The following is a 19,397-nucleotide window of genomic DNA, read 5'->3' as shown; positions in this document are numbered from 1 at the left end:
CAAAAGGAATTGATATTTTAAAATGCGGAAAGTTTTTGGACTAAAAGCCAGGATTGATTTTTATTAGAAAATCAAATTTAGTTTTGAGTCTAAGATTTGCTTTTGGAACGGCATCAACTTTTAATCTAACATCTATAGAGAAAGTTCTATTATTTTTTAAGATATCTTTTATTTTTCCATTATCTATTTCCATTCTAAAACACTTGAAGTTGCAGTTATCTTCAATCTTAGAGTTTCTTTTATAGCTAAAGAGAATAGTAGATTCTTTACCATCATATGCAGGGTTAGGAGTTTCAGTATCAAGATATACTGGACGTGATAAGCTTGCCCCTGTTGGTAATTTATTTACAATTAAGTATACATCTAATGATTGAACAAAGCTTAGGTCTACAGTGGAGTCAGCGGCCTCTACAGACTCTCCATTGGGCTCTACCTTGTCTACTAAGGTAGATGACGTATCGACTAGCTCAACCTGAGCACCAACAAATTCAACTTCTTTTAGAATATTAAAGTTTATGTCATCTAGTTCAGGAAACTCGTACGTCATTGTTTCAAGCTCTATATATTGACCATTGCCCTGTTGGAGTTCAATGTCAGCAAAGCTTGCAATTAACCTTTGCAGTATATCGCCTACATCTCCACCAATCCCTCTAACTTCTCCACCAAAGGCATCAACATTGATATCGTCTACTCCATATGAGAGCTCAACAGTGTTATCTTTTAATTGGGACTCAAGAGTTTCTATACCAAAAGCAGGTGTAATCTTCTCTTTCGAACAGCTTATACAGGCAAGTCCAATAAATAGAATATAGACAAAGCTTCTCATAATTCTCCATTAATTATTAATTACGCACCGAAGCATACACTTATTCAAAAAAGAAACAAGATTTATGTATATTTTTCAACATTTAAAGTTCTTTAATTTTAAGGACTTAAATATATAAATATAGAAATTTCACAGTCTCTACTAATTTAATTTAATTCAACTATAATGCTGCCATGCAAAACATCTTATTTATAACCATTCTTGCACTACTCTGCTCTATATCTATCTTAGATACTAGGGCCGCGAGTTACGATACTTTACCTAAAGGAGTAAGAATTGGTGGTTATAGACATGTTTTAACTGATGGAATTAGCTCTGATTATGGATCAAGTAGTACAGAGAGTAAGTATGCACTTAAAGAGAGTTTAGACGCTAAGAATTTAGAGTCTATCAATGATGCTACTAAAGAGTATTTTAAACAATTAAAAGATATCAACCCTTCAGCTTATGATAGCTTTACCTTTGGTGAGTATTCGGCTGATGCCCAAGGAAACGTTTCAGTAAATGGTTTTGGTCTTGGTTGGGGTATAACAAATAAGTTAACCGCCTACTTCTCTATTCCTATCTACAGTGCAAATGTTAAATTAAATATAAACAGAACAAAGACCAATAATCACTCCGATACTCTAAACCAAATAGACAAGAATGAGAATCTAACGGCAGAGCAAAAAGTCATTAGAGACATCACAGCACAGCTTCCAGATGCTAAAGAGGAACTACTTCAATCCATAATTGTTAATTACTATCAGTACAATCCAATTGGAAACTGGGAGGCCCAAGGGCTTGGAGACATTGAAGTCGGGACAATTTATAAACTAACAGAGAGTTCTAACTACGGACTAGCTGTTGCTGGTGGTATTGTGTTGCCAACAGGAAGAGATGATGATCCTGACACTCTTCAGGATATTTCTTTTGGAGATGGGCAAACTGATTTATTTGCTGAAATTTTTACGGGTAAAAGTTTTTTCAAGAAAAAGTTAGATTTAGACTTAAACCTAAGACTTACTTATCAAATGTCTGCAACAAAAAGACTTAGAGTTCCGGAGAGCTATGAATTCCCTCTCTCTAAGGATAGTGATGAGTTTAAAGAAAAGCTTGGTAATAAAGTAAACCTTTCTTTTGGCCCTACTTATCACTTCACTCACTGGGCATCACTGGCCGCAACTTACGGTCTTGAGATGCAAAGTGCTTCTAAGTATGAATCGAAAAATACTGAGGCCAATGATATCTTAGCTCATAACTCCAGCAGTGAATCTCACAGTGTTAGACTGGCCGCAAGCTTTAGTACAGTGTCGTTATACCAAATGAAAAAATTTGTTATGCCATTAAATGTATCTCTAAGGGCCCAAACAAAGATTGCAGGTAGAAATACTCCAAAACATTCTCAATATGAATTAGATTTTAAATTCTTCTTTTAGTGTAGATGAGATAAGAAAATCACCCCACTATCCTCATATAGATAATTATAAGGATCTTTCTCTAAGAGTAGAAACCCATCAAGGTCTAAGTAGTCTGCACCATATGCAATGTTTATTGCTGAATTGATCCCCAGGGATGTTTCAACCATACAGCCAACCATCGTCTTCATGCCTAACTCTCTTGCTGCTCGTAATTGATTAAGAGCTTTGAAATAGCTCCCAGACTTCATAAGTTTTATATTCACTCCATGAAATTGATTAGCTAAATCCCTATTCACTTCCCCGTTAGTAATTGATTCATCAGCAAAAATTTCAACAGGACTAATAGGCTTTAACTTTAGGTATTCTTCATGAGAACTACTTGGAAAGGGTTGTTCTAAAAATTCTATATTAAACTTTTTTAAAGGACCTTCTAAAAGCTTCATGACTTCATCTGGATTACTCCACCCTTCATTAGCATCGATACGAAGAGGACCATCATAATTTTTATGAACTTCTTTTATAAAATCTAAATCATTTTCAGCACCTACCTTTAGTTTTAGTGCACTAAATCTAGTCAGATTATTTTCTTTAATGAAGCCAGCAATCTTTGAAGGATCCATAATAGGAATAGAAAAAGAAGTTTTAACTTTTGATAGTGAATTAGAGCCAATAATCTGTGTTACAGACATATCTGCAATATGCGCCATATTATGAATAAAAGCAGACTCAATTCCAAATCTAAGAGAACTCGATATATTAACTTTTTGAAAGACTGGCTCAAGGTCAGCCAAAGTTGTAACAGATTTAGGACATATAGATACAAATTTTTCGAATTCTTTTTTTATAGATTCCATTGTTTCTCCATATCTGGAGTTAAATGCAACCTCACCAAGGCCTAAAACACTATGACTATTATACTCGACTATTAAATTCTTCTTTGTATCGCATGAATTTCTAGAAATCGTCCAAGAAAAGCGTAAAGGCAATTCAATTTCTTTAATTTTCCAATTACTCATAATGACAACCTTCCACTCTCAACTTATTATATATACTGTTATTACTATTATCCCCTGTTTTGCTATGAATTTAAAGCTTGAAGATTTGTCTCAGTATATTGTTCTAATTATATTTGTACTTATTATTATAAAAGTACTTGGTGATGGTTTCATTGGAAGCATATATGAACTCTTAACAGGTAAGAAAAAAGAAGATGAATTCGATATTGATTCAATGATTAGTAGAAAGAAGAGTCAGTTGAATCTAACTCCTCAATCGACTACCACTCCTAGTGAGAGAAATAATCTAAAAGAAAAAGTAAAGCAACTTGAGAATTCAAACCAAAAAGAACTCCTTGACCTACTACAGTCTCTTGAATGGGGAGATATAAAACGAGATTACGCAACCTCTTCACTGGAGCTAATTAAAGACATTTCAAGTACAAAAGGCCTAGGAAAAATTGCGACACACTTCTTCTCTAACTCATTGCTTAAAAAACCAGAGAGTTTATTAGATTCTTGGAAGACTATTTATGACAATAGTATTCTTTGGACAAACTTAGTTAATAAAGCTGACTCATTACCCAAGCAAAAGGCCCTAGTATCATTTAATGACTCTAATATATCTAAGGTATCTAACCTTTCTCCTCAGATATTAAGAAGTGAACTAGAGTCATTACTAGATCCTACGACCCTTGACTCTATAAACTTTGTAGCTAAACCCTTTAGCCAGACGACTCCATCGGAAATTTTTGAACAATACACAGAAAAGGTTAATCTTTTCAAAAGCTTGTGCCCTATTGTACCGATAAGCAAAGAAAGTAGTAACAAGTGGGCCAAAGAGGTATTAGGTTTAGTTGGTGATGATCACAGTCATGAAGTTATAAAAAAACATTATAAAGAAGTAACTTCTAAAATTCACCCTGATAAATATACTTCTCTAAACTTAAACGACGATCAGGTTTCTATTCTAAATAGTAATCTTGCTCTAGTTAATAAGGCCTACACATTATTGAAAAAATAGGTGTCTTATGCATAAGAAAAGAGAACAGTTAGTTGCACAGTTAGAAGTTGAACTTGTAAAAATAATAAGTGAAACAAACGGAATATCTCTAAGCGATACACTAGAGCTTCTTTTACAGTCAGTAAAAATGAAAGAGAATGCCTTAGTAGAAAAATCTCTTCTTGAATTCAATCACCTACTTACAGGATTTCAAATTGATGAGGTTGATATAACAACACTCCTCACACATCCAGTTGCTGAGGCATTATTTGGATTCTTTAAATCCTTTCCTATTCCTTACAATGAAGAACATATTCATTTAACAGGTTCATTGAATGCAGAGTTTATCTATCCTCGATTAAAGAAACTACTCGAGGGAGAAAATAAAGAAATATATGAAAAGAAGATTAAAGATGTCTATGGAGAAAACTCTATTCCTATTAATTCAATAGATGATGTAGATAACTTAATTAGACTTAAAGATGGTGAACAGTTCGGAAAATATCTTGAGATTCTCTATCTTGCAAAACTAGTACTTATTGATAGAAAGGCACATGAAGAAGCTGCTTATCATATGGCACATGAACTTTACTCTAAATATAATGTTGGTCAAATTAGACTTAAGTTTACACTGTCTAGATCTACGTCAATTGAATCTGAGAAAGTTCCAGGAATTGAAGATATCACAGAAGAAGACGTTGTACTTGGCCTATATGATGGCTTTAAAAGTTTTCAAAAAGAAAATCCTTTCTTTAAGTTCTACCTCTCACCTAGCTTTAGAAAAGAAAGTAATTTCTTTGATTCAGTTAATTATAAAACAAAACAAGATCATTTTATTGCTCAAGTAAACTCATTACTTAAAATATTAGATAAGCACACATTTTTAAAAGATTATGTATCAGAAGTCGACACTGTTGGTGATGAGAAAGAACTTTATAGAAAAGTGCATTTTAAAGAAATGAAATCTGGACTGAGAAAACTTCAGTACAATGGTTTTCAAATTCGATCACATCACGGTGAGACATGGAAGACATTAAAGAAAGGTGTTCAATCAGTGGATAATGCTATGAATATCTGGCACCTAGATACACTAGAACATGGTCTTTCATTAGGGATCAATCCAAATTTTTATTATCACTCTCTTATGCAAAGAGTTCTTGAAAAAAATCAAAGAGGTGAAGGCCTTAAAGAAAATAGCCAAGAGTTCAACGAAATTCAAGATATGGAATGGTACGATGTTAGCATTAGGGAGAAAGTCTTAAGAGGAACTCCCTTAGACGATGAAGAAATAACAAGTTTCACTAAAACAAAATTCCACACAGCTCGAGAAGTTGAACACTATCAACATGATGTATTAAACAGAATGATTAATAAGCAAGTATCACTTGTAGCACTTCCCTCTTCTAATTTAAAGCTTACTGGATGCTTCCCTGATTACAAAGATCACCCTTTCTCTTGGTGGGAAAAGAAAGGTGTAAACCTTGGGGTTGGTACAGATAACTACATTACTCTGTCTACAAACTTTATACAGGAAATGTTAATTTTACTTTTTTCAGATCCAATCAATTTGAAAATTACAAAACTATTGATGGTATCTACAAAAGAAAATAGAAGACCATTTATAAGTCATCTACTTTGGGAACTTAGAAAGAGTATTATTAGTAAGACAATTGATTCGTAATCTCTTGGGATACCATCTCAGGAGAGATATCTACCATACACTTTTGCCAAGTGCTTTGAGAGCACTTGCCTCTTCCATCTTTAGTACAAGGCCTACAAGGTAGCTCTACTTCTAGAGTTTTGATATGCTCACCAGTAGCAAAACCAAAAGCAGTAGGTCCCATTAGAGAGATGCCCTTCTTACCAAGTATATCGGCAACGTGAATCAGTCCAGTATCAGCGCAGACAAGCAGCCTTGATTTATTAACCACTGCACAGCTCTCAATTAAGCTTAACTTACCTGCTAAATTTAAAACCCTCTCAGGTGCAACACTTCTTATATCTTCACAGAATAAGTCACCAGGTCCACCGAGAATGGTAAAGTTCTTATCTTTATTAATCTCTATTAGCTTCTTCCAATGCGAAATTGGCCAACGCTTCATATCCCATGCGGCCGATGGTGCAATAACAATAGAGTTAGGATCAAATGATTCAGGACAAGCTATATTTTGAAAGTCCCACTGTTCTGGGCTGAAGTTTCTTGCGTCTTCAATCCCCCATTTTTGTAATGGAGATAAATAACTAATGATCCCTCGATAAGGATTTTCAAAGTAATTCTTTCTAAAAGTAAATAACATCAATCTCTTAATTCTCTCCTTACTTCTTCTTAAAAAGTTTGGTGGAAATAAGAATAATGATAAGACTCTTGAGCGCAAATTAGAGTGAGCATCATAGACGTGAGTATAATTCTCCCCTCTAAGCTGCATAGCTAACTTTAATAGTCCGATAAAACCTTTACTCTTATCAAAACTCCAGACTTTATCGACACTCTTATTTAAGTCTAAGAGAGAGGCCATATCACTTCGCGTAACCCAGTGGATATCTCCAGGAATATTCGCTTTGACCTTATTAAGGACACTCATACACTGGACAATGTCACCGAAGCTTGAAAATCTGATTATTAAAGTTTTATTCATCTCACTTATAATACCTGATTTTTTTTCATTTGCCCAAGAGTAGAATAAAGACTTATTATTGTTAAATAGCAAAATAAGAGAGATTTTATGAAAATTTTAATATTTATATTAATTCTAAGTTCATCAATAAATGCCTCAGAAGAAAAAGAGGTCATTGCCACATTATGGCAAGAGCTAGGTCATCCTCCGCTCAAGCAGAAAATAAATAATGAGATACCAAGTAAAGTAACAAATATTCCCAAACAAAAAGAAATAAAGAAAGAACTCTCCCCTGGTCAAAAAAAGATTGAGGAAATCAAAGCGAGAAATAGAAGACTCATCAGAGAGAAGAAAGTAGAGAGTCATGCTTCGACTAATATTTATGATTTAAAAACTCAAGGGCTAAGTCGCTATAAGAAAGTAGTTAGAAACACATTGACTGAACAAAAGAATGAAATAAAGAAAACAAGAGCTAAATGGAAAGAATCAAGAGATAAATTCCTACGAAACCTATCTAACTACAAAGAAAATACTTTTGAGATCCAAAGTGCATATACTGGGGAAACTCAACCTAAGCTTAACCTACTACCTGAAAATGTGACACTAACTAAAGGCTCTGATTACTATGTTATAAAGAATGCTTTTAATATTGAAGTTAAAGATCAGGGAAAGAGACCAACATGTAGTGCGTTCGCTGGCGCATCGGCGATAGAGATACTTCTGCGCCAGTCACAATCTTCAACGAGTGTATCTGAACAATACCTCTACTGGTCATCAAAGCCTTACTGCCAAACATCTCCTTGCTCAAGAAAAGGTAGTTGGATTAGTTTTGCGTACGATAAGAGTATTTCTGCCAAAGGGTTTGATATTCCAAACGCAAAAGATTGTCCTTATAACGCAAGCTCTCTACCTGGAAATGAAACACAAATCCCTCTTCAAAATGGATGTCGAAATGGAAAAATAAAAGTAGATAATTATAAGAAGATTAAAAGTTCAACTGCTCTCTACCAATCATTAAATAATGATAACCCAGTTATCATAGGAGTTAAGTTATCTCCTAACTTTTACACAACGAGTGGAATCATTACCTACCAAGATTCACTAGTTAATGGTAAAATGGATCAACATGCCAATGGTCACGCTCTATTGCTAATAGGACACATGAAGCTACCTAAGAAGTTAAACACTGAAGGAAAGCTATGCTATCTAGCAGTTAATAGCTGGACTAAGGGATGGGGAGCTGGTGGCTATGCTTGTATTACAGAAAAGTGGTTATCAAAGTATAAAGTAGCAAACCCTTTTATGGCATTAACTAAAGTAAGGAGTATATAAGATGGCATTTAGCCTACAGAACTTTACAAGCCTAATTAAGATTGCAGCACAAAATAATGCAAGTGATGTTCATATCAGAACAAATGAAGCCCCAAGCCTGAGAATTAATAATGATTTAATTCCAGTTCAATCAAAACCATTTAGCACAGAAGATATAGAAGATATCGTTAACATAGTTACAAAAGATAAAAAGCAGGAAATCAATCTAGAGAGTTTAACTGAACTAGATGGTGGAATGGAAATAGATTCACTCTGCAGAATTAGATACAATATTTTCAAATATAATGGTCACTTTGGAATTGTTCTTAGACTTATTAAGCTCCAAATCCCAACAATTGATCAACTAAACCTACCTAAAGTCATTAAAAAAGTTTCTGAGACTCAAAGGGGCTTAATCCTAGTGACAGGTGCCACAGGCTCAGGGAAATCTACAACACTCACTGCAATGATAGATCACATGAATAGAACAAGGGCTGCTCACATTGTGACTCTAGAAGACCCAATTGAATATATTCATCAAAATAATAAATCTAGAATTTCTCAAAGAGAAATTGGGACAGACACACCAAACTTTTCTACGGCCCTTAGATCTGCTCTTAGACAAGATCCTGATATTATACTTATTGGTGAAATGCGTGATGCTGAAACAGTATCTATCGCTTTGAAGGCCGCTGAAACTGGTCACTTAGTTCTCTCTACAGTTCATACGACAAATGCAATATCAACACTAAGTAGAATAATCTCAATGTTCCCTCACGAAGAACAAGATGAAATTAAGAAAAGACTAGCGGGATCACTCAAGGCAACGGTATCGCAAAGAATGCTAAAGGCCAACACAAAGTCCGGAATAGCAATTGCTCAAGAGATCATGCTTACAAGCCCAGGAATCAGAGAATGTATTTTAGGGGAAGAGCCACTTAATCGAATCATTAATATTATAAGAGAAGGTAAAGGAAGATCTGGAACAGGTTCACAAAGTTTCGATCAACATATTATGGACCTTTATAACGATGATCGAATTACAAAAGAAACAGCACTTGGAGCAGTAGAATCTGAATCTGACTTCTTACAAATGCTGGATTTTGAATAAGTTATAGATTATCTATAACAATTGTTCCAGAGATATAGTCGTGTAGCCCTCTTCTTCTCTTGTTAAGTGGAATCATTAATATTCCAATAACAGATAAAAGGGAGAGGGGCTTGGCTATGTATTCTCTTATCATAATCACGCCTAATGGCGCCTTAGGCTTAAGTGTCCCAAGTATTTTTAGCTTTAGAATTCTTTTTCCAAGTGTCTTTTGAGAAGATGAAAGCGGAACTATAACAATAAGAAAGTGTAAGATTAGAGATATACTTACACCACCAACATCAAAGAAAAGACTATTACTAATCTCTGGACCTAAGAACTCTTCTACTGATTGACCAAAATCAACAAAAAAGCTACTCGCTACTTGCCCTATTCCAATGATAAAAACTAAGATAGCAAAATCTATAGTAAAGGCAATACCTCTTCTCCAGTGGGCAGCCGGATCGATAATATCTCGATCCTTTATTGATGTGCCACCAGCTTCCCTGGCCATTTGTCTTCGAGATTTCCTAGGGCCAACTGAAGAGCTATCTAAATTTAACTTATCTTCTTTTTCCGAGCTTTTAAGGAGTGGCTTATTTGTAAGCTTCTTCTTTTTTTTGGGAGCATCAACTTCGAAATCCCAATCGTCTTCATCTACCATGATTCAACTACTTCCTACTAAAGAGCTTTTATTTCTGCAACGATACGATCTACTTCTTTCTTTGCTTCGTCACAGGAAGCTTTCCACTCCCCATGACTTAGATCTTTATTAAGGTTCATAAGTAATTCCCCTAATACAATAGTTGCTTTGTTAAATTCTTGTAACTTAACTACTGCAAGCTGCTCATCTTCTAGATTTTCCAGCTTGTTCATAATTTCATCTAATTCTGTATTATCAATACTCATTTATTTAACCGCCGTAAGCTTTTTACCTTTTTGCATATGAATCATATCATTTATGATGAATAATGCTTCTTCAAGACCCGCATCTTGACGAAGCTGCTTAGTCCATTCTTCATTTCTAGTTTTGAAGTCTTCTTTCCACTTCTTCTCATCGCCTTTCTTTACATCTTCATGCATTCTGACGCTATCTTCATAGTATGAAACTAATAAATCTTTATTCTCTTCATCTAACTTAAGCTTCTCAGACATTTCTTTATTTTTTTTGTCTTCAGCAACTACCTTATCTATATTTAAAGAAATCTTAGTATCTTCTCTTCTCTTCGTAAGGTACTCAACAGATTCATTAATCTTAGTAAATCTCTTAGACTCTTTAACTCTTTTTCCACTTCTCTTCTTTAAAGTGCTCATATCAAATTTATTCTTATCCCAATGAGAGAATTTTAAAGGAGAAACTCTATCCCATGGAAGAGAGTACTCTAAGTCTTGCTCTCTACTCTTAGTATATTCATATGGATCTGGAATAATAATATCTGGAGTCACACCTTTATATTGAGTTGACCCACCAGTAACTCTATAAAACTTTTGAATCGTTACTTTTAATGCACCCATCTCAGATCCAAATAGTTGTTGTAAAGGACCATGGCTAAGATTTAGAACTGCTTGAACAGTTCCCTTTCCATGAGAATGTGCTCCCCCAACAATAACGGCCCTTTCATAATCTTGAAGTGCCGCAGCTAAAATCTCTGAAGCCGAAGCTGAGAATCTATTTGTCATTACAATCAGTGGACCAGAGTAAGTAACAGATGTATCGGTATCATTTAAAACATCAACATTACCATCGTGGTTTTTAATCTGAACAATTGGACCTTTCTCAATGAATAATCCTGACATTTGTTTAGCATCTTCTAATGCACCACCACCGTTATTTCTAAGATCTAGAATTACACCATCTACACCTTTCTTTTTAATTCTTTCAAGCTCTGCTCTAACGTCAGCAGTACAGTTAATTGCAGAGTTTTCGAAATCTCTATAAAACTTAGGTACATGAATATAACCAACCTTTAATCCCATTCCCTTAATCTCTAAAACAGATGACTTAGCAAATGACTCTCCGATCTGAACAACGTCTCTTTCAATATTAACCTGCTTTCTAGAACCGTCGGCCTTTTTAACTTTAAGCTTAACTATCGTTCCTTTCTTACCTCTAATATATCTAACAGCATCGTCAACTCTCATTCCAACAAGATCAACAAAATCACCTGTCTCCTGCCCAACAGCAAGAATTAAATCATCAACCTCTAGACCTTTTTGTCTCCAGGCCGCTCCACCAGGAACAATTTTTACAACTTTAATATATGGGTCTTCTTCTGATAGAACTGCTCCAATCCCCTCTAGACTTCCAGAGATATCAATATCAAAATCTTCTTTTCTCTTTGGTGGAAGGTACTGAGTGTGTGGATCGTAGATTAGCGCGATTGCATTGAAGAACTTTTCTTCATAATCACTTCTATCATCTTTCATTAGTCTGCTAAAGAAGCTCTTGTACTTTTTAGAAATTCCTTCATGAGCTTTTTTTCTTATTTGAGCATCAGTAAGGATTTCAACTTTCTCTTCTTTCTTTTTAGACTTCTTTTTTACTTTTTTCTCTTTATCATCTTTTTTAGGATTTTTTAGATCATCTTGCTCTTCTTTAAGGCTAAGGTATCTATTTAGAGTCGCTTGCTTAAAGACTTTTCTCCAGTGATCTTTTAATGCTTTTGTATTCTTAGAGAAGCTTCTCTTTTCTGGATCAAGCTCTAATGATTCGTCTAAACTCCAATCAAATTGCTTTTTGAAAATTTCTTGTCTTATCTTATCGACTTCAACAACTCTTTCTCTGAGAATTTTAATAGAGTCATTAACAAGATTGTGTTTACCAGACATCATCTCTTTATGCATACTTGATTTGTACTTATTTAACTTCTTGATGTCGCCTTTTAAAAAGAACTGCTTTCCATAGTCTACTTTCTTGAAAAACTCATCAAATGCTTTTTCTGATAAATCTTCATTAATTTTCAACTTTCTATAATGATAAGTCTCAAGAGCATTACGTAAGATATTTCCAATGAGCTTTTCTCTCTTCTCATCTGGACCTACATCAGCAGTAATTAAGTCAACATCACGGACTTCTTCTTTCTTAAAACTTGCTTGTGCTATTTTTGCTGGCTCTTTAGCATTTACCTGTAAACCAAAAATAAGCGTTAATATTAATAGAAAGTTTAATTTTCTTTTCATTTTATCTCCAACTGGGAATATACGATTAAAGTATATTCCTGTAATTTTACATCTTTATATAATACGTCTAAAACTCGACGCTATAAAGTAAGAAAAATATCACAGTTAAGATTTATTTTTGTTATGGGAATGTCAAATTTTTAACGGCCTAGAGAGGTCAACTACTTAATGACCTCTTCACACTCACCTAGTACATCAATTCGATATACTTCTGATTCATCAAGGGCCTTCTCCATTAGCTTAGTGTAGTCGAATTCCATTGAGTAATTTCTCATATAAACATAATCCGCCTTAATCACTGGATGTTTAGGAGAGAAAAGACTACAGGCATCATCGTGAGGAATAACCGATATATCATGAGTGCCAATTTTTTGAGAAAGACGAATAATTTCAATCTTATTAAAACCAACCAAAGGTCTCAAGATCATCTTTTCAGAAAATTTATCCATAACAGACATATTCTGCATAGTTTGACTTGAAACTTGCCCAAGAGCATCTCCAGTAACAATGGCCTGGGCCTTCACACGACGAGCAAGAAGGTTTGCAGTCTCAACCATATACTTTCTAAAAAGAATTGTTCTATATTCTTCATAGCAGTCTTTAGCGATTGTATTTTGAATTTCTCCAAATGGAACGACCCAAAGCCTACACCCTTTTTGAAATTGCCCTAGAACTGAACATATACTTAGAATCTTCTCTTTAACTTCTTCCCCTACATATGGATAAGCGTAAAAGAAAATAAAGTCTTGCTTACAACCTCTTTTAGACATCATATAACTTGCAACTGGAGAATCAAATCCACCAGAGATCATAGTAATAACATGTCCACTACTTGAAACCGGAAGACCACCTGTTGCTTTAAGCTTCTCGGTTGAAATAAAAATATTGTCTTGCATGACTTTTACATCAATCATGATTTCAGGATTTCGAACGTCTACTTTTAATTGAGAAAACTCTTTAAGCAAAAAGTGACCAAGCTCTCTTTGAAGATCCATTGAGCCATGAGGAAAAGTTTTATCAACTCTCTTACATCTAACTTTAAAGGTTGTTATTCTCTCTCCGAGCTCGCCCTTTAATTTTTCAACTATAGTTGGAAGAATTAATCCCTTCTCACGTTCGATACTAATTGCAGGCTGGACAGTGGAAACTCCTGGAACTTTGGCCAGTGAGTTAATACAGTCTTTTGAAAAACCGGCTTCAGACTCAGCAACAAGTCGCTGCTGATCATTTCGAATACTCACTTTCTCTTCAGTATTGTGCGCTTTAATGACTAAATGAACATGCTCTCTTAGTGTTTTAAAGTAGTGTTTTCTATTTTTACCCTTAAGCCAAAGTTCATCGATATTTACTATTAAATGCTTATACATATTTAATTCCTATTATAGTCTTTTTATTTCTTTGATAATATTTGTAATTTCTTTAACGAATGTTTCTATATCTTCTGTTGTTGTATCTTTTGAAAACGATGTTCTAAGCACAAACTTATGTTTAGACTGATCGATCTTCATTGCATCAAACCCAGCATTAAATCCTTTTGCCTTAGATGAACATGCCGATGAGCTTGCAACATAGATATCTTTCATCTCTAAATGTCGAAGAACAATATCACTTGATATACTAGGAAGTAGAAAACTTAAAATATAAGGAGAAGTATCATCTAGAGAGAATGGAAAGGTAATTCCTAAATCTGCGGCCTCTAGTTCTTCTCTCATTAAAGAGTTGATTCTCTTAACTTTCTTATTATTTGTAATCACATCTTCTAGCCCAGCAGTAATCGCTTCACAAAGAGAAAGAATAAGAGGAGTGTTAACTGTTGAAGATCTAATTCCAAACTCGTGCCCACCACCATGGAGTTGTGTTTCAACCTCTACTCCATCTTTAATGAATAGGGCCCCGACTCCTTTTGGTGCACCAATCTTATGACCAGAAATCGTATAGCTATCAATCAATGAAGAAAGGTTCGTCTCAACTTTTGTTAGCCCCTGAACTCCATCAACATGAATATGTATGTTTGGAAACTTATCCTTCACTTTCTTCCCTAGAGATAAAATGTCGTAATGATTTCCACTTTGATTATTTACATGACTTAAAACTACTAATTTTGAATCTTTATCTAAAGACTCTAAGAATTTTGCCTCATCAATAACACCACCTTCAAGAAGTGGTATCTCCACTAGTTGAGAATTTAAGCTTTTTACTGGCTCAGAAGTAGAAGGATGATCTCCCACAGAATAATGAACTCTATCTGAAGGGAGAAGCTTAATCCCCTTAATTGCTAAGTTATTAGCTTCAGTTGCAGAGGAAAGAAATATAAGCTGATCTTTCTTTGAGCCTTTTAGGGACTTTAGGATTAACTGTCTCGCCCTCTCTACTTTCTTCATAGAACTCTTTCCAAGCTTATGGGCGGCCGAGGGATTAGCGAAGTCTTCGCGCAGAGACTTTATATAAATATTGAGAGCGCTTTCAACTATTGGAGTCGACGCAGCATGATCAAGATAAATCATTCAAATTCCTTACTTTTTTGATGGGCCATCATGCCTTAACTAACACCCAATGTCAAAAGATGCCTCGACCTTAAATACTGTATTTATAAATTGAATTACTTATAGAATAACAGCTACAATCGAGACTGTAATATAGCTCCTAATAAGCTAATAAACGCTAAGACTTAAAAGAGTTTTTAGCGTAACAGGGATATCTAAAATGGCACAAAAAGAACTTAAGATAATTGGATGGAGAGAGAACTGTTCCCTCCCGCTTCTAAACACAGATCAAATAAAAGTAAAAGTAGACTCTGGGGCAAAGACCTCTTCACTACATGCTTTCGATTTAAAGATATACTCAAGACTAGGTAAAGATTTTGTGAAGTTTAATGTTCACACCGAAAGAAATAAGAAACAAATCTCTATTCCTTGTAAAGCAAAGGTTCTAGAATATAGGAACGTAAAAAGTTCAAATGGACATGTTGAAAGAAGACCAGTTATTGAAACAACTATAAACCTACTAGGTGAAACTTGGACGATAGAATTAACTTTAACAAATAGAGATGAAATGGGATTTAAAATGCTCTTAGGAAGAGAGGCAATAAAGAATCGCTTTTTAATAAATGTAGCCAAATCATTCTATAGTAACAAAAAGGGTAAAAAGAAATGAAACTAGCAATCCTATCAAGAGAAAAAAACAACTACAGTACAAGAAGATTAGTAGAGGCCTGTAAGGCAAGAGGTCATGAAGTTAAAGTACTAAATACTCTGAAGTTTGCTCTAGACCTTGAAGAGGGTGACCCTGATTTATACTACAATCAAAAAAGACTGAGTCATTACGATGCTATTCTTCCAAGAATTGGAGCATCTATAACTTACTTTGGTACTGCTGTTGTTAGACAGTTCCAAGCGATGGATGTTTACTCTGCAAATACGGCCGATGGAATCTTAAACTCTAGAGATAAATTAAGAAGCTTTCAAATACTTAGTAAGCACAATATAGGTCTTCCTTACACAACGTTTGTAAAAGACAAAAAAGACATAATACCTGCGATAAATAGAATTGGCGGAGCTCCAGTAGTAATCAAACTTCTAGAAGGAACTCAAGGTGTAGGCGTACTTCTAGCACACACAATGGAGTCAGCGACTTCTATCATTGAGCTGCTACAGAGTCAGAAGCAAAATATTTTAGTTCAAAAATTCATCGCAGAAAGTAAAGGCCGAGATATCCGAGCAATTGTTGTTGGAGATCAGGTAATTGCAGCGATGAGAAGAGTTGCTCAAGGACAAGAATTTAGAAGTAATGTTCACAGAGGTGGAAAGACAGAGCAGGTTGAACTTTCAGAAGAATATAAAGAAGTTGCTATAAAGGCCGCCAAAATTATGGGATTAGGTATTGCTGGAGTTGATATGCTCGAAGGTAAAGATGGTCCACAGATAATGGAAATAAACTCTTCACCAGGACTAGAAGGAATAGAGGGATGCACTAAGATTGATGTTGCAGGTGCCTTTATTGACTATATTGCAGGACAAGTTGATTTTCCTGAAATTGATATACGTCAAAAGCTATCCGTAAGTAAGGGCTTTGGTGTTTCAGAGTTCTTTATTCCTAAAGAGTCTGGATTCGTTGGAAACTCAATTATTAACTCAGGACTACAAGAAAAGGATATCAACGTTCTTACACTCCATAGAAATGGAAAAGTAATACCAAACCCTAAAGGTGAAAGAGTGCTAGAAGCGGGAGACAAGTTATTTTGTTTTGGAAGATTAGAAACAATGAAAGAGCTTATTCCTCTAAAGACGAGAAAAAGAAGAAAGCCTAAGATTAAAAAACTAAAAGCTAAAGATATTAACAAAGCAAAAGAAGTAGAAACTAAAAGTGAATAAAATAAATAAGAACGACCCAGAAGTTCTAAAGATTGGGGATACTTTGATTAAAAGAGGAGAACGTGTAGATCTCTCTCTTAAAGTTGGTGCTCTATACGACCACACTCCCCTTTCAATTCCACTCGAAGTCATTCGAGGAAAGATTGGTGGCCCAACATTATTTATCAGTGCTGCTGTTCATGGAGATGAACTCAATGGTGTTGAAATAATTAGACGTATTCTCAAAAGAAAAGAATTAAATAGCCTTAGAGGAACTCTAATTTTAATTCCAGTTGTAAATGTTTTTGGTTTTAATAATAAATCGAGGTACCTTCCTGATAGAAGAGATTTAAATAGATCTTTTCCAGGAACAAGTGGAGGATCTCTTGCAGGCCGAATGGCTAAACTCTTTATTAAAGAAGTTGTTGAGAAGTGTACTCACGGAATAGACCTCCATACAGGCGCCATTCATAGAGCAAATCTTCCTCAAATTAGAGCATGTCTAGAAGATGAAAAGACTAGAGAGCTTGCTCAAAGCTTTGGAGTCCCAGTAATTATAGACTCTAAAATTAGAGACGGCTCCCTTAGAGAGGCCGCAAGAAAAAAGAAAGTTACAACTCTCCTATTTGAAGGTGGAGAAGCACTTCGCTTTAACGAGGATGTCATAAAGTCTGGTGTTAAAGGTTGCTTTTCAGTAATGGAAAAAATAGGAATGATTAAAAAGCCGGCAAGTAAAGCGGCTAAAAAGAAAAAGAAAGTTTATATTGCAAATAATTCTTACTGGATCAGATCTCCCCACAGTGGTGCAGTTAACTTCTTTAAATCTCTTGGCGACAATATAAAAAGTGGAGACTTACTAGCAAACGTTTCTAATACTTTTGGAAGAGAAGGCACTGATATCCATTCAAATGCTGATGGCATTCTAGTAGGCATATCTATGCTTCCACTTGTAAATCAAGGCGATGCACTCTTTCATATTGCAACATTCAAGGATACGACGAAGGTTAAGAAGGCACTAGAGAGGTATAGTGAAGACCACTGATGTAAAATCAGCTAGTTATTCTTTATACAGTATAAGTAATAATTTCAAATTCTCACATCACGACCTTTAAAAGTGATAAAAATCCTCATTAACCTAATTGGAGAAAGTTAATGAGGAAGCTCTCGCTTACTTTGCTAACATTTATTTTATGCTTCTCAATTGAAGCATCAAATGTAACAGAAGATTTTATCTCTTCTGCGATTTCTCTACTTCCAAAAAAATTACAAAATATAGATGTTACAGTTTCATTTAAGAGAATGAATGAAAACACTCTCAACTCTCCTTGTAATGGCGAAGGCTTTATTTATGGAAAGTATAATAAGAATGTAATAACGCTAAGTGAACAATTAATGGATCACTTAATACCTACTCAGGAAGTCTCATTTAATTGTAAACATCAAAATTTTTATAAGACTGCCCTATCGACTTTAATACATGAATTTTTTCATGCCTATGAAGATGGATTAGAAAAAGACGATAAACTTCACACAAATAAGGAGTTTCTCTCTCTTGGTTTTTGGAAGTTAACATCAGAAAATAAAAATTTAAATACTTACGCTGAACGCTCACCAAATCTCTATGAATACTCTTCACCAAAAGAATTCATGGCAGTTAATTTTGAGTACTTTATTTTAGATCCTAAGTATAAGTGTAGAAGACCAAACCTTTACACTGCATTTAAAAATCACTTAGATCATACTCCTTTTGAAGAAGTACAATGTGAATTACTAACGGATATTTCTGTATCAGATACTCAACAGGTAGAACTAGTTGAATTAGACTTCAATAGAGTTAGAGAAGTTCATTACTTATTTGCATCAGAGGGAAAAGCGGCCATGAGTCGTTGGGGACATAGTATGTATAAGCTAGTCCTATGTGACCAAGAGTGGACTTTAAAAAAGTGTAGAACTCGAGGAAAGTTTATAGTCATTGGTTTTCTTGCTCAAGTTGAAGATATTTCAATAAATGCGATAAAAGGAATATTTGGAAAATACCCAAGTGACATGACAATTACAACTCTTAACGCCATGAAGAGGCAGTATAATAGAGCAGAGTTGAGAGATCTTGAAAGTATTCCTCTAGCATTTAATAGTACAGAGAAAGAAAGATTTTTAAACCACCTGATTAGACTCTACTGGGAGTACTCAGGTAAATATTACTTTTTCAGTAACAACTGTGCAGATGAGGCCTTTAGACTTATTCAAATTGCAAAGAACTCTGCAGATGCTTATTCTAAAAGGATACTAACACCTCTTGGAATCTATAAATACATTGAAAAGAATAATCTATCTAAAGACTTCTCTTTTTCTAATAGAGAACAAAATATAAGTAATGGCCTGCTATATAGTAGCTTTGCCCCAAAGCTTAATACTAGCTTTCAAAGACTGGCATCACAATTTAAAGATGACTTCAAAGTTGAGATTAAGCGTCCAAAAATTAAAAGAAATGAAAGACACTTTACTCCAAAAACAAAGAAAATAAGAGATATCCATGCTTATTCTCTAATTTCGACAATGAAAAGAAGAGAGATTATAGAGAGTGTAATTAAGGTTAAGAACAAGAAGAATCTATTAGATCTCTTTGCTATT

Annotated in this window: 17 protein-coding genes; 9 read left to right on the top strand and 8 right to left on the bottom strand. The window is 34.7% G+C overall.

From position 1 onward, the window contains the following. Nucleotides 1-40: 40 nt before the first annotated feature. The gene (locus ABX784_RS06010) at nt 41-826 is read right to left on the bottom strand and encodes a hypothetical protein (protein WP_372653874.1); all 786 of its coding nucleotides are present in this window, start codon (nt 824-826) and stop codon (nt 41-43) included. A gap of 173 nt (nt 827-999) precedes the next feature. Between ABX784_RS06010 and ABX784_RS06005 the strand changes: the two genes are divergently transcribed. After that, nucleotides 1,000-2,244: a hypothetical protein gene (locus tag ABX784_RS06005; protein ID WP_372653872.1), complete on the top strand. Its 1,245-nt coding sequence runs from the start codon at nt 1,000-1,002 to the stop codon at nt 2,242-2,244. Here the strand turns inward: ABX784_RS06005 and ABX784_RS06000 are convergent. Next, nucleotides 2,241-3,242, bottom strand: coding sequence for an enolase C-terminal domain-like protein (locus tag ABX784_RS06000; protein WP_372653869.1), 1,002 nt, complete (start codon nt 3,240-3,242; stop codon nt 2,241-2,243). The genes ABX784_RS06005 and ABX784_RS06000 overlap by 4 nt on opposite strands. 64 nt (nt 3,243-3,306) lie before the next feature. Here ABX784_RS06000 and ABX784_RS05995 point away from each other — a divergent pair, with 64 nt between their 5' ends. Together ABX784_RS05995 and ABX784_RS05990 are read left to right on the top strand one after the other, a co-directional pair. Beyond that, a complete protein-coding gene (locus ABX784_RS05995) occupies nt 3,307-4,245 on the top strand; it encodes a hypothetical protein (protein ID WP_372653867.1) in 939 nt (312 codons plus the stop codon). A gap of 7 nt (nt 4,246-4,252) precedes the next feature. Beyond that, entirely contained in the window at nt 4,253-5,905 is a 1,653-nt protein-coding gene (locus ABX784_RS05990; protein WP_372653864.1) for a hypothetical protein, read from the top strand. Here ABX784_RS05990 and ABX784_RS05985 read toward each other — a convergent pair. Continuing rightward, complete coding sequence (locus ABX784_RS05985; protein WP_372653862.1) at nt 5,883-6,860, bottom strand: glycosyltransferase family 9 protein; 978 nt, start codon at nt 6,858-6,860, stop codon at nt 5,883-5,885. The two genes, ABX784_RS05990 and ABX784_RS05985, sit on opposite strands and share 23 nt — an antisense overlap. Nucleotides 6,861-6,947: 87 nt before the next feature. Here ABX784_RS05985 and ABX784_RS05980 point away from each other — a divergent pair, with 87 nt between their 5' ends. Beyond that, complete coding sequence (locus ABX784_RS05980) at nt 6,948-8,171, top strand: C1 family peptidase (RefSeq protein WP_372653859.1); 1,224 nt, start codon at nt 6,948-6,950, stop codon at nt 8,169-8,171. A gap of 1 nt (nt 8,172) precedes the next feature. Then, nucleotides 8,173-9,261: a type IV pilus twitching motility protein PilT gene (locus ABX784_RS05975; protein WP_372653857.1), complete on the top strand. Its 1,089-nt coding sequence runs from the start codon at nt 8,173-8,175 to the stop codon at nt 9,259-9,261. Between the two features lies 1 nt (nt 9,262). Here the strand turns inward: ABX784_RS05975 and ABX784_RS05970 are convergent, their stop codons facing one another. From ABX784_RS05970 to ABX784_RS05950, 5 genes are all read right to left on the bottom strand, one after another. Further along, entirely contained in the window at nt 9,263-9,901 is a 639-nt protein-coding gene (locus ABX784_RS05970; RefSeq protein ID WP_372653854.1) for an RDD family protein, read from the bottom strand. 17 nt (nt 9,902-9,918) lie between these two features. After that, nucleotides 9,919-10,146, bottom strand: coding sequence for a hypothetical protein (locus tag ABX784_RS05965; protein WP_372653852.1), 228 nt, complete (start codon nt 10,144-10,146; stop codon nt 9,919-9,921). Further along, a complete protein-coding gene (locus ABX784_RS05960) occupies nt 10,147-12,417 on the bottom strand; it encodes a carboxy terminal-processing peptidase (protein ID WP_372653848.1) in 2,271 nt (756 codons plus the stop codon). It abuts the gene before it with no gap. 161 nt (nt 12,418-12,578) lie between these two features. Beyond that, on the bottom strand, nt 12,579-13,784 hold the full coding sequence (gene thiI / locus ABX784_RS05955; protein WP_372653845.1) for a tRNA uracil 4-sulfurtransferase ThiI: 1,206 nt from the start codon (nt 13,782-13,784) through the stop codon (nt 12,579-12,581). Between the two features lie 12 nt (nt 13,785-13,796). After that, nucleotides 13,797-14,921, bottom strand: coding sequence for a cysteine desulfurase family protein (locus tag ABX784_RS05950; protein ID WP_372653842.1), 1,125 nt, complete (start codon nt 14,919-14,921; stop codon nt 13,797-13,799). A 199-nt stretch (nt 14,922-15,120) separates the two neighbouring features. Here ABX784_RS05950 and ABX784_RS05945 point away from each other — a divergent pair, with 199 nt between their 5' ends. The 4 genes from ABX784_RS05945 to ABX784_RS05930 form a co-directional block, all read left to right on the top strand. Beyond that, nucleotides 15,121-15,570 carry an ATP-dependent zinc protease gene (locus ABX784_RS05945; protein WP_372653840.1) on the top strand — a complete coding sequence of 150 codons (450 nt, stop codon included), beginning with the start codon at nt 15,121-15,123 and terminating at the stop codon, nt 15,568-15,570. After that, entirely contained in the window at nt 15,567-16,787 is a 1,221-nt protein-coding gene (locus ABX784_RS05940; RefSeq protein ID WP_372653837.1) for a RimK family alpha-L-glutamate ligase, read from the top strand. Before ABX784_RS05945 ends, ABX784_RS05940 begins: the two co-directional genes overlap by 4 nt. Continuing rightward, nucleotides 16,780-17,808: a succinylglutamate desuccinylase/aspartoacylase family protein gene (locus ABX784_RS05935; protein ID WP_372653832.1), complete on the top strand. Its 1,029-nt coding sequence runs from the start codon at nt 16,780-16,782 to the stop codon at nt 17,806-17,808. The genes ABX784_RS05940 and ABX784_RS05935 overlap by 8 nt, the downstream gene beginning before the upstream one ends. A gap of 110 nt (nt 17,809-17,918) precedes the next feature. Then, a partial coding sequence (locus ABX784_RS05930; RefSeq protein WP_372653830.1) for a DUF4105 domain-containing protein occupies nt 17,919-19,397 on the top strand: 1,479 nt, incomplete at its 3' end.

The organism is Halobacteriovorax sp., assembly GCF_041587335.1.
In the GTDB taxonomy this organism is placed as follows: Bacteria; Bdellovibrionota; Bacteriovoracia; order Bacteriovoracales; family Bacteriovoracaceae; genus Halobacteriovorax.
This window is presented reverse-complemented; position numbering and strand designations above follow the sequence as displayed.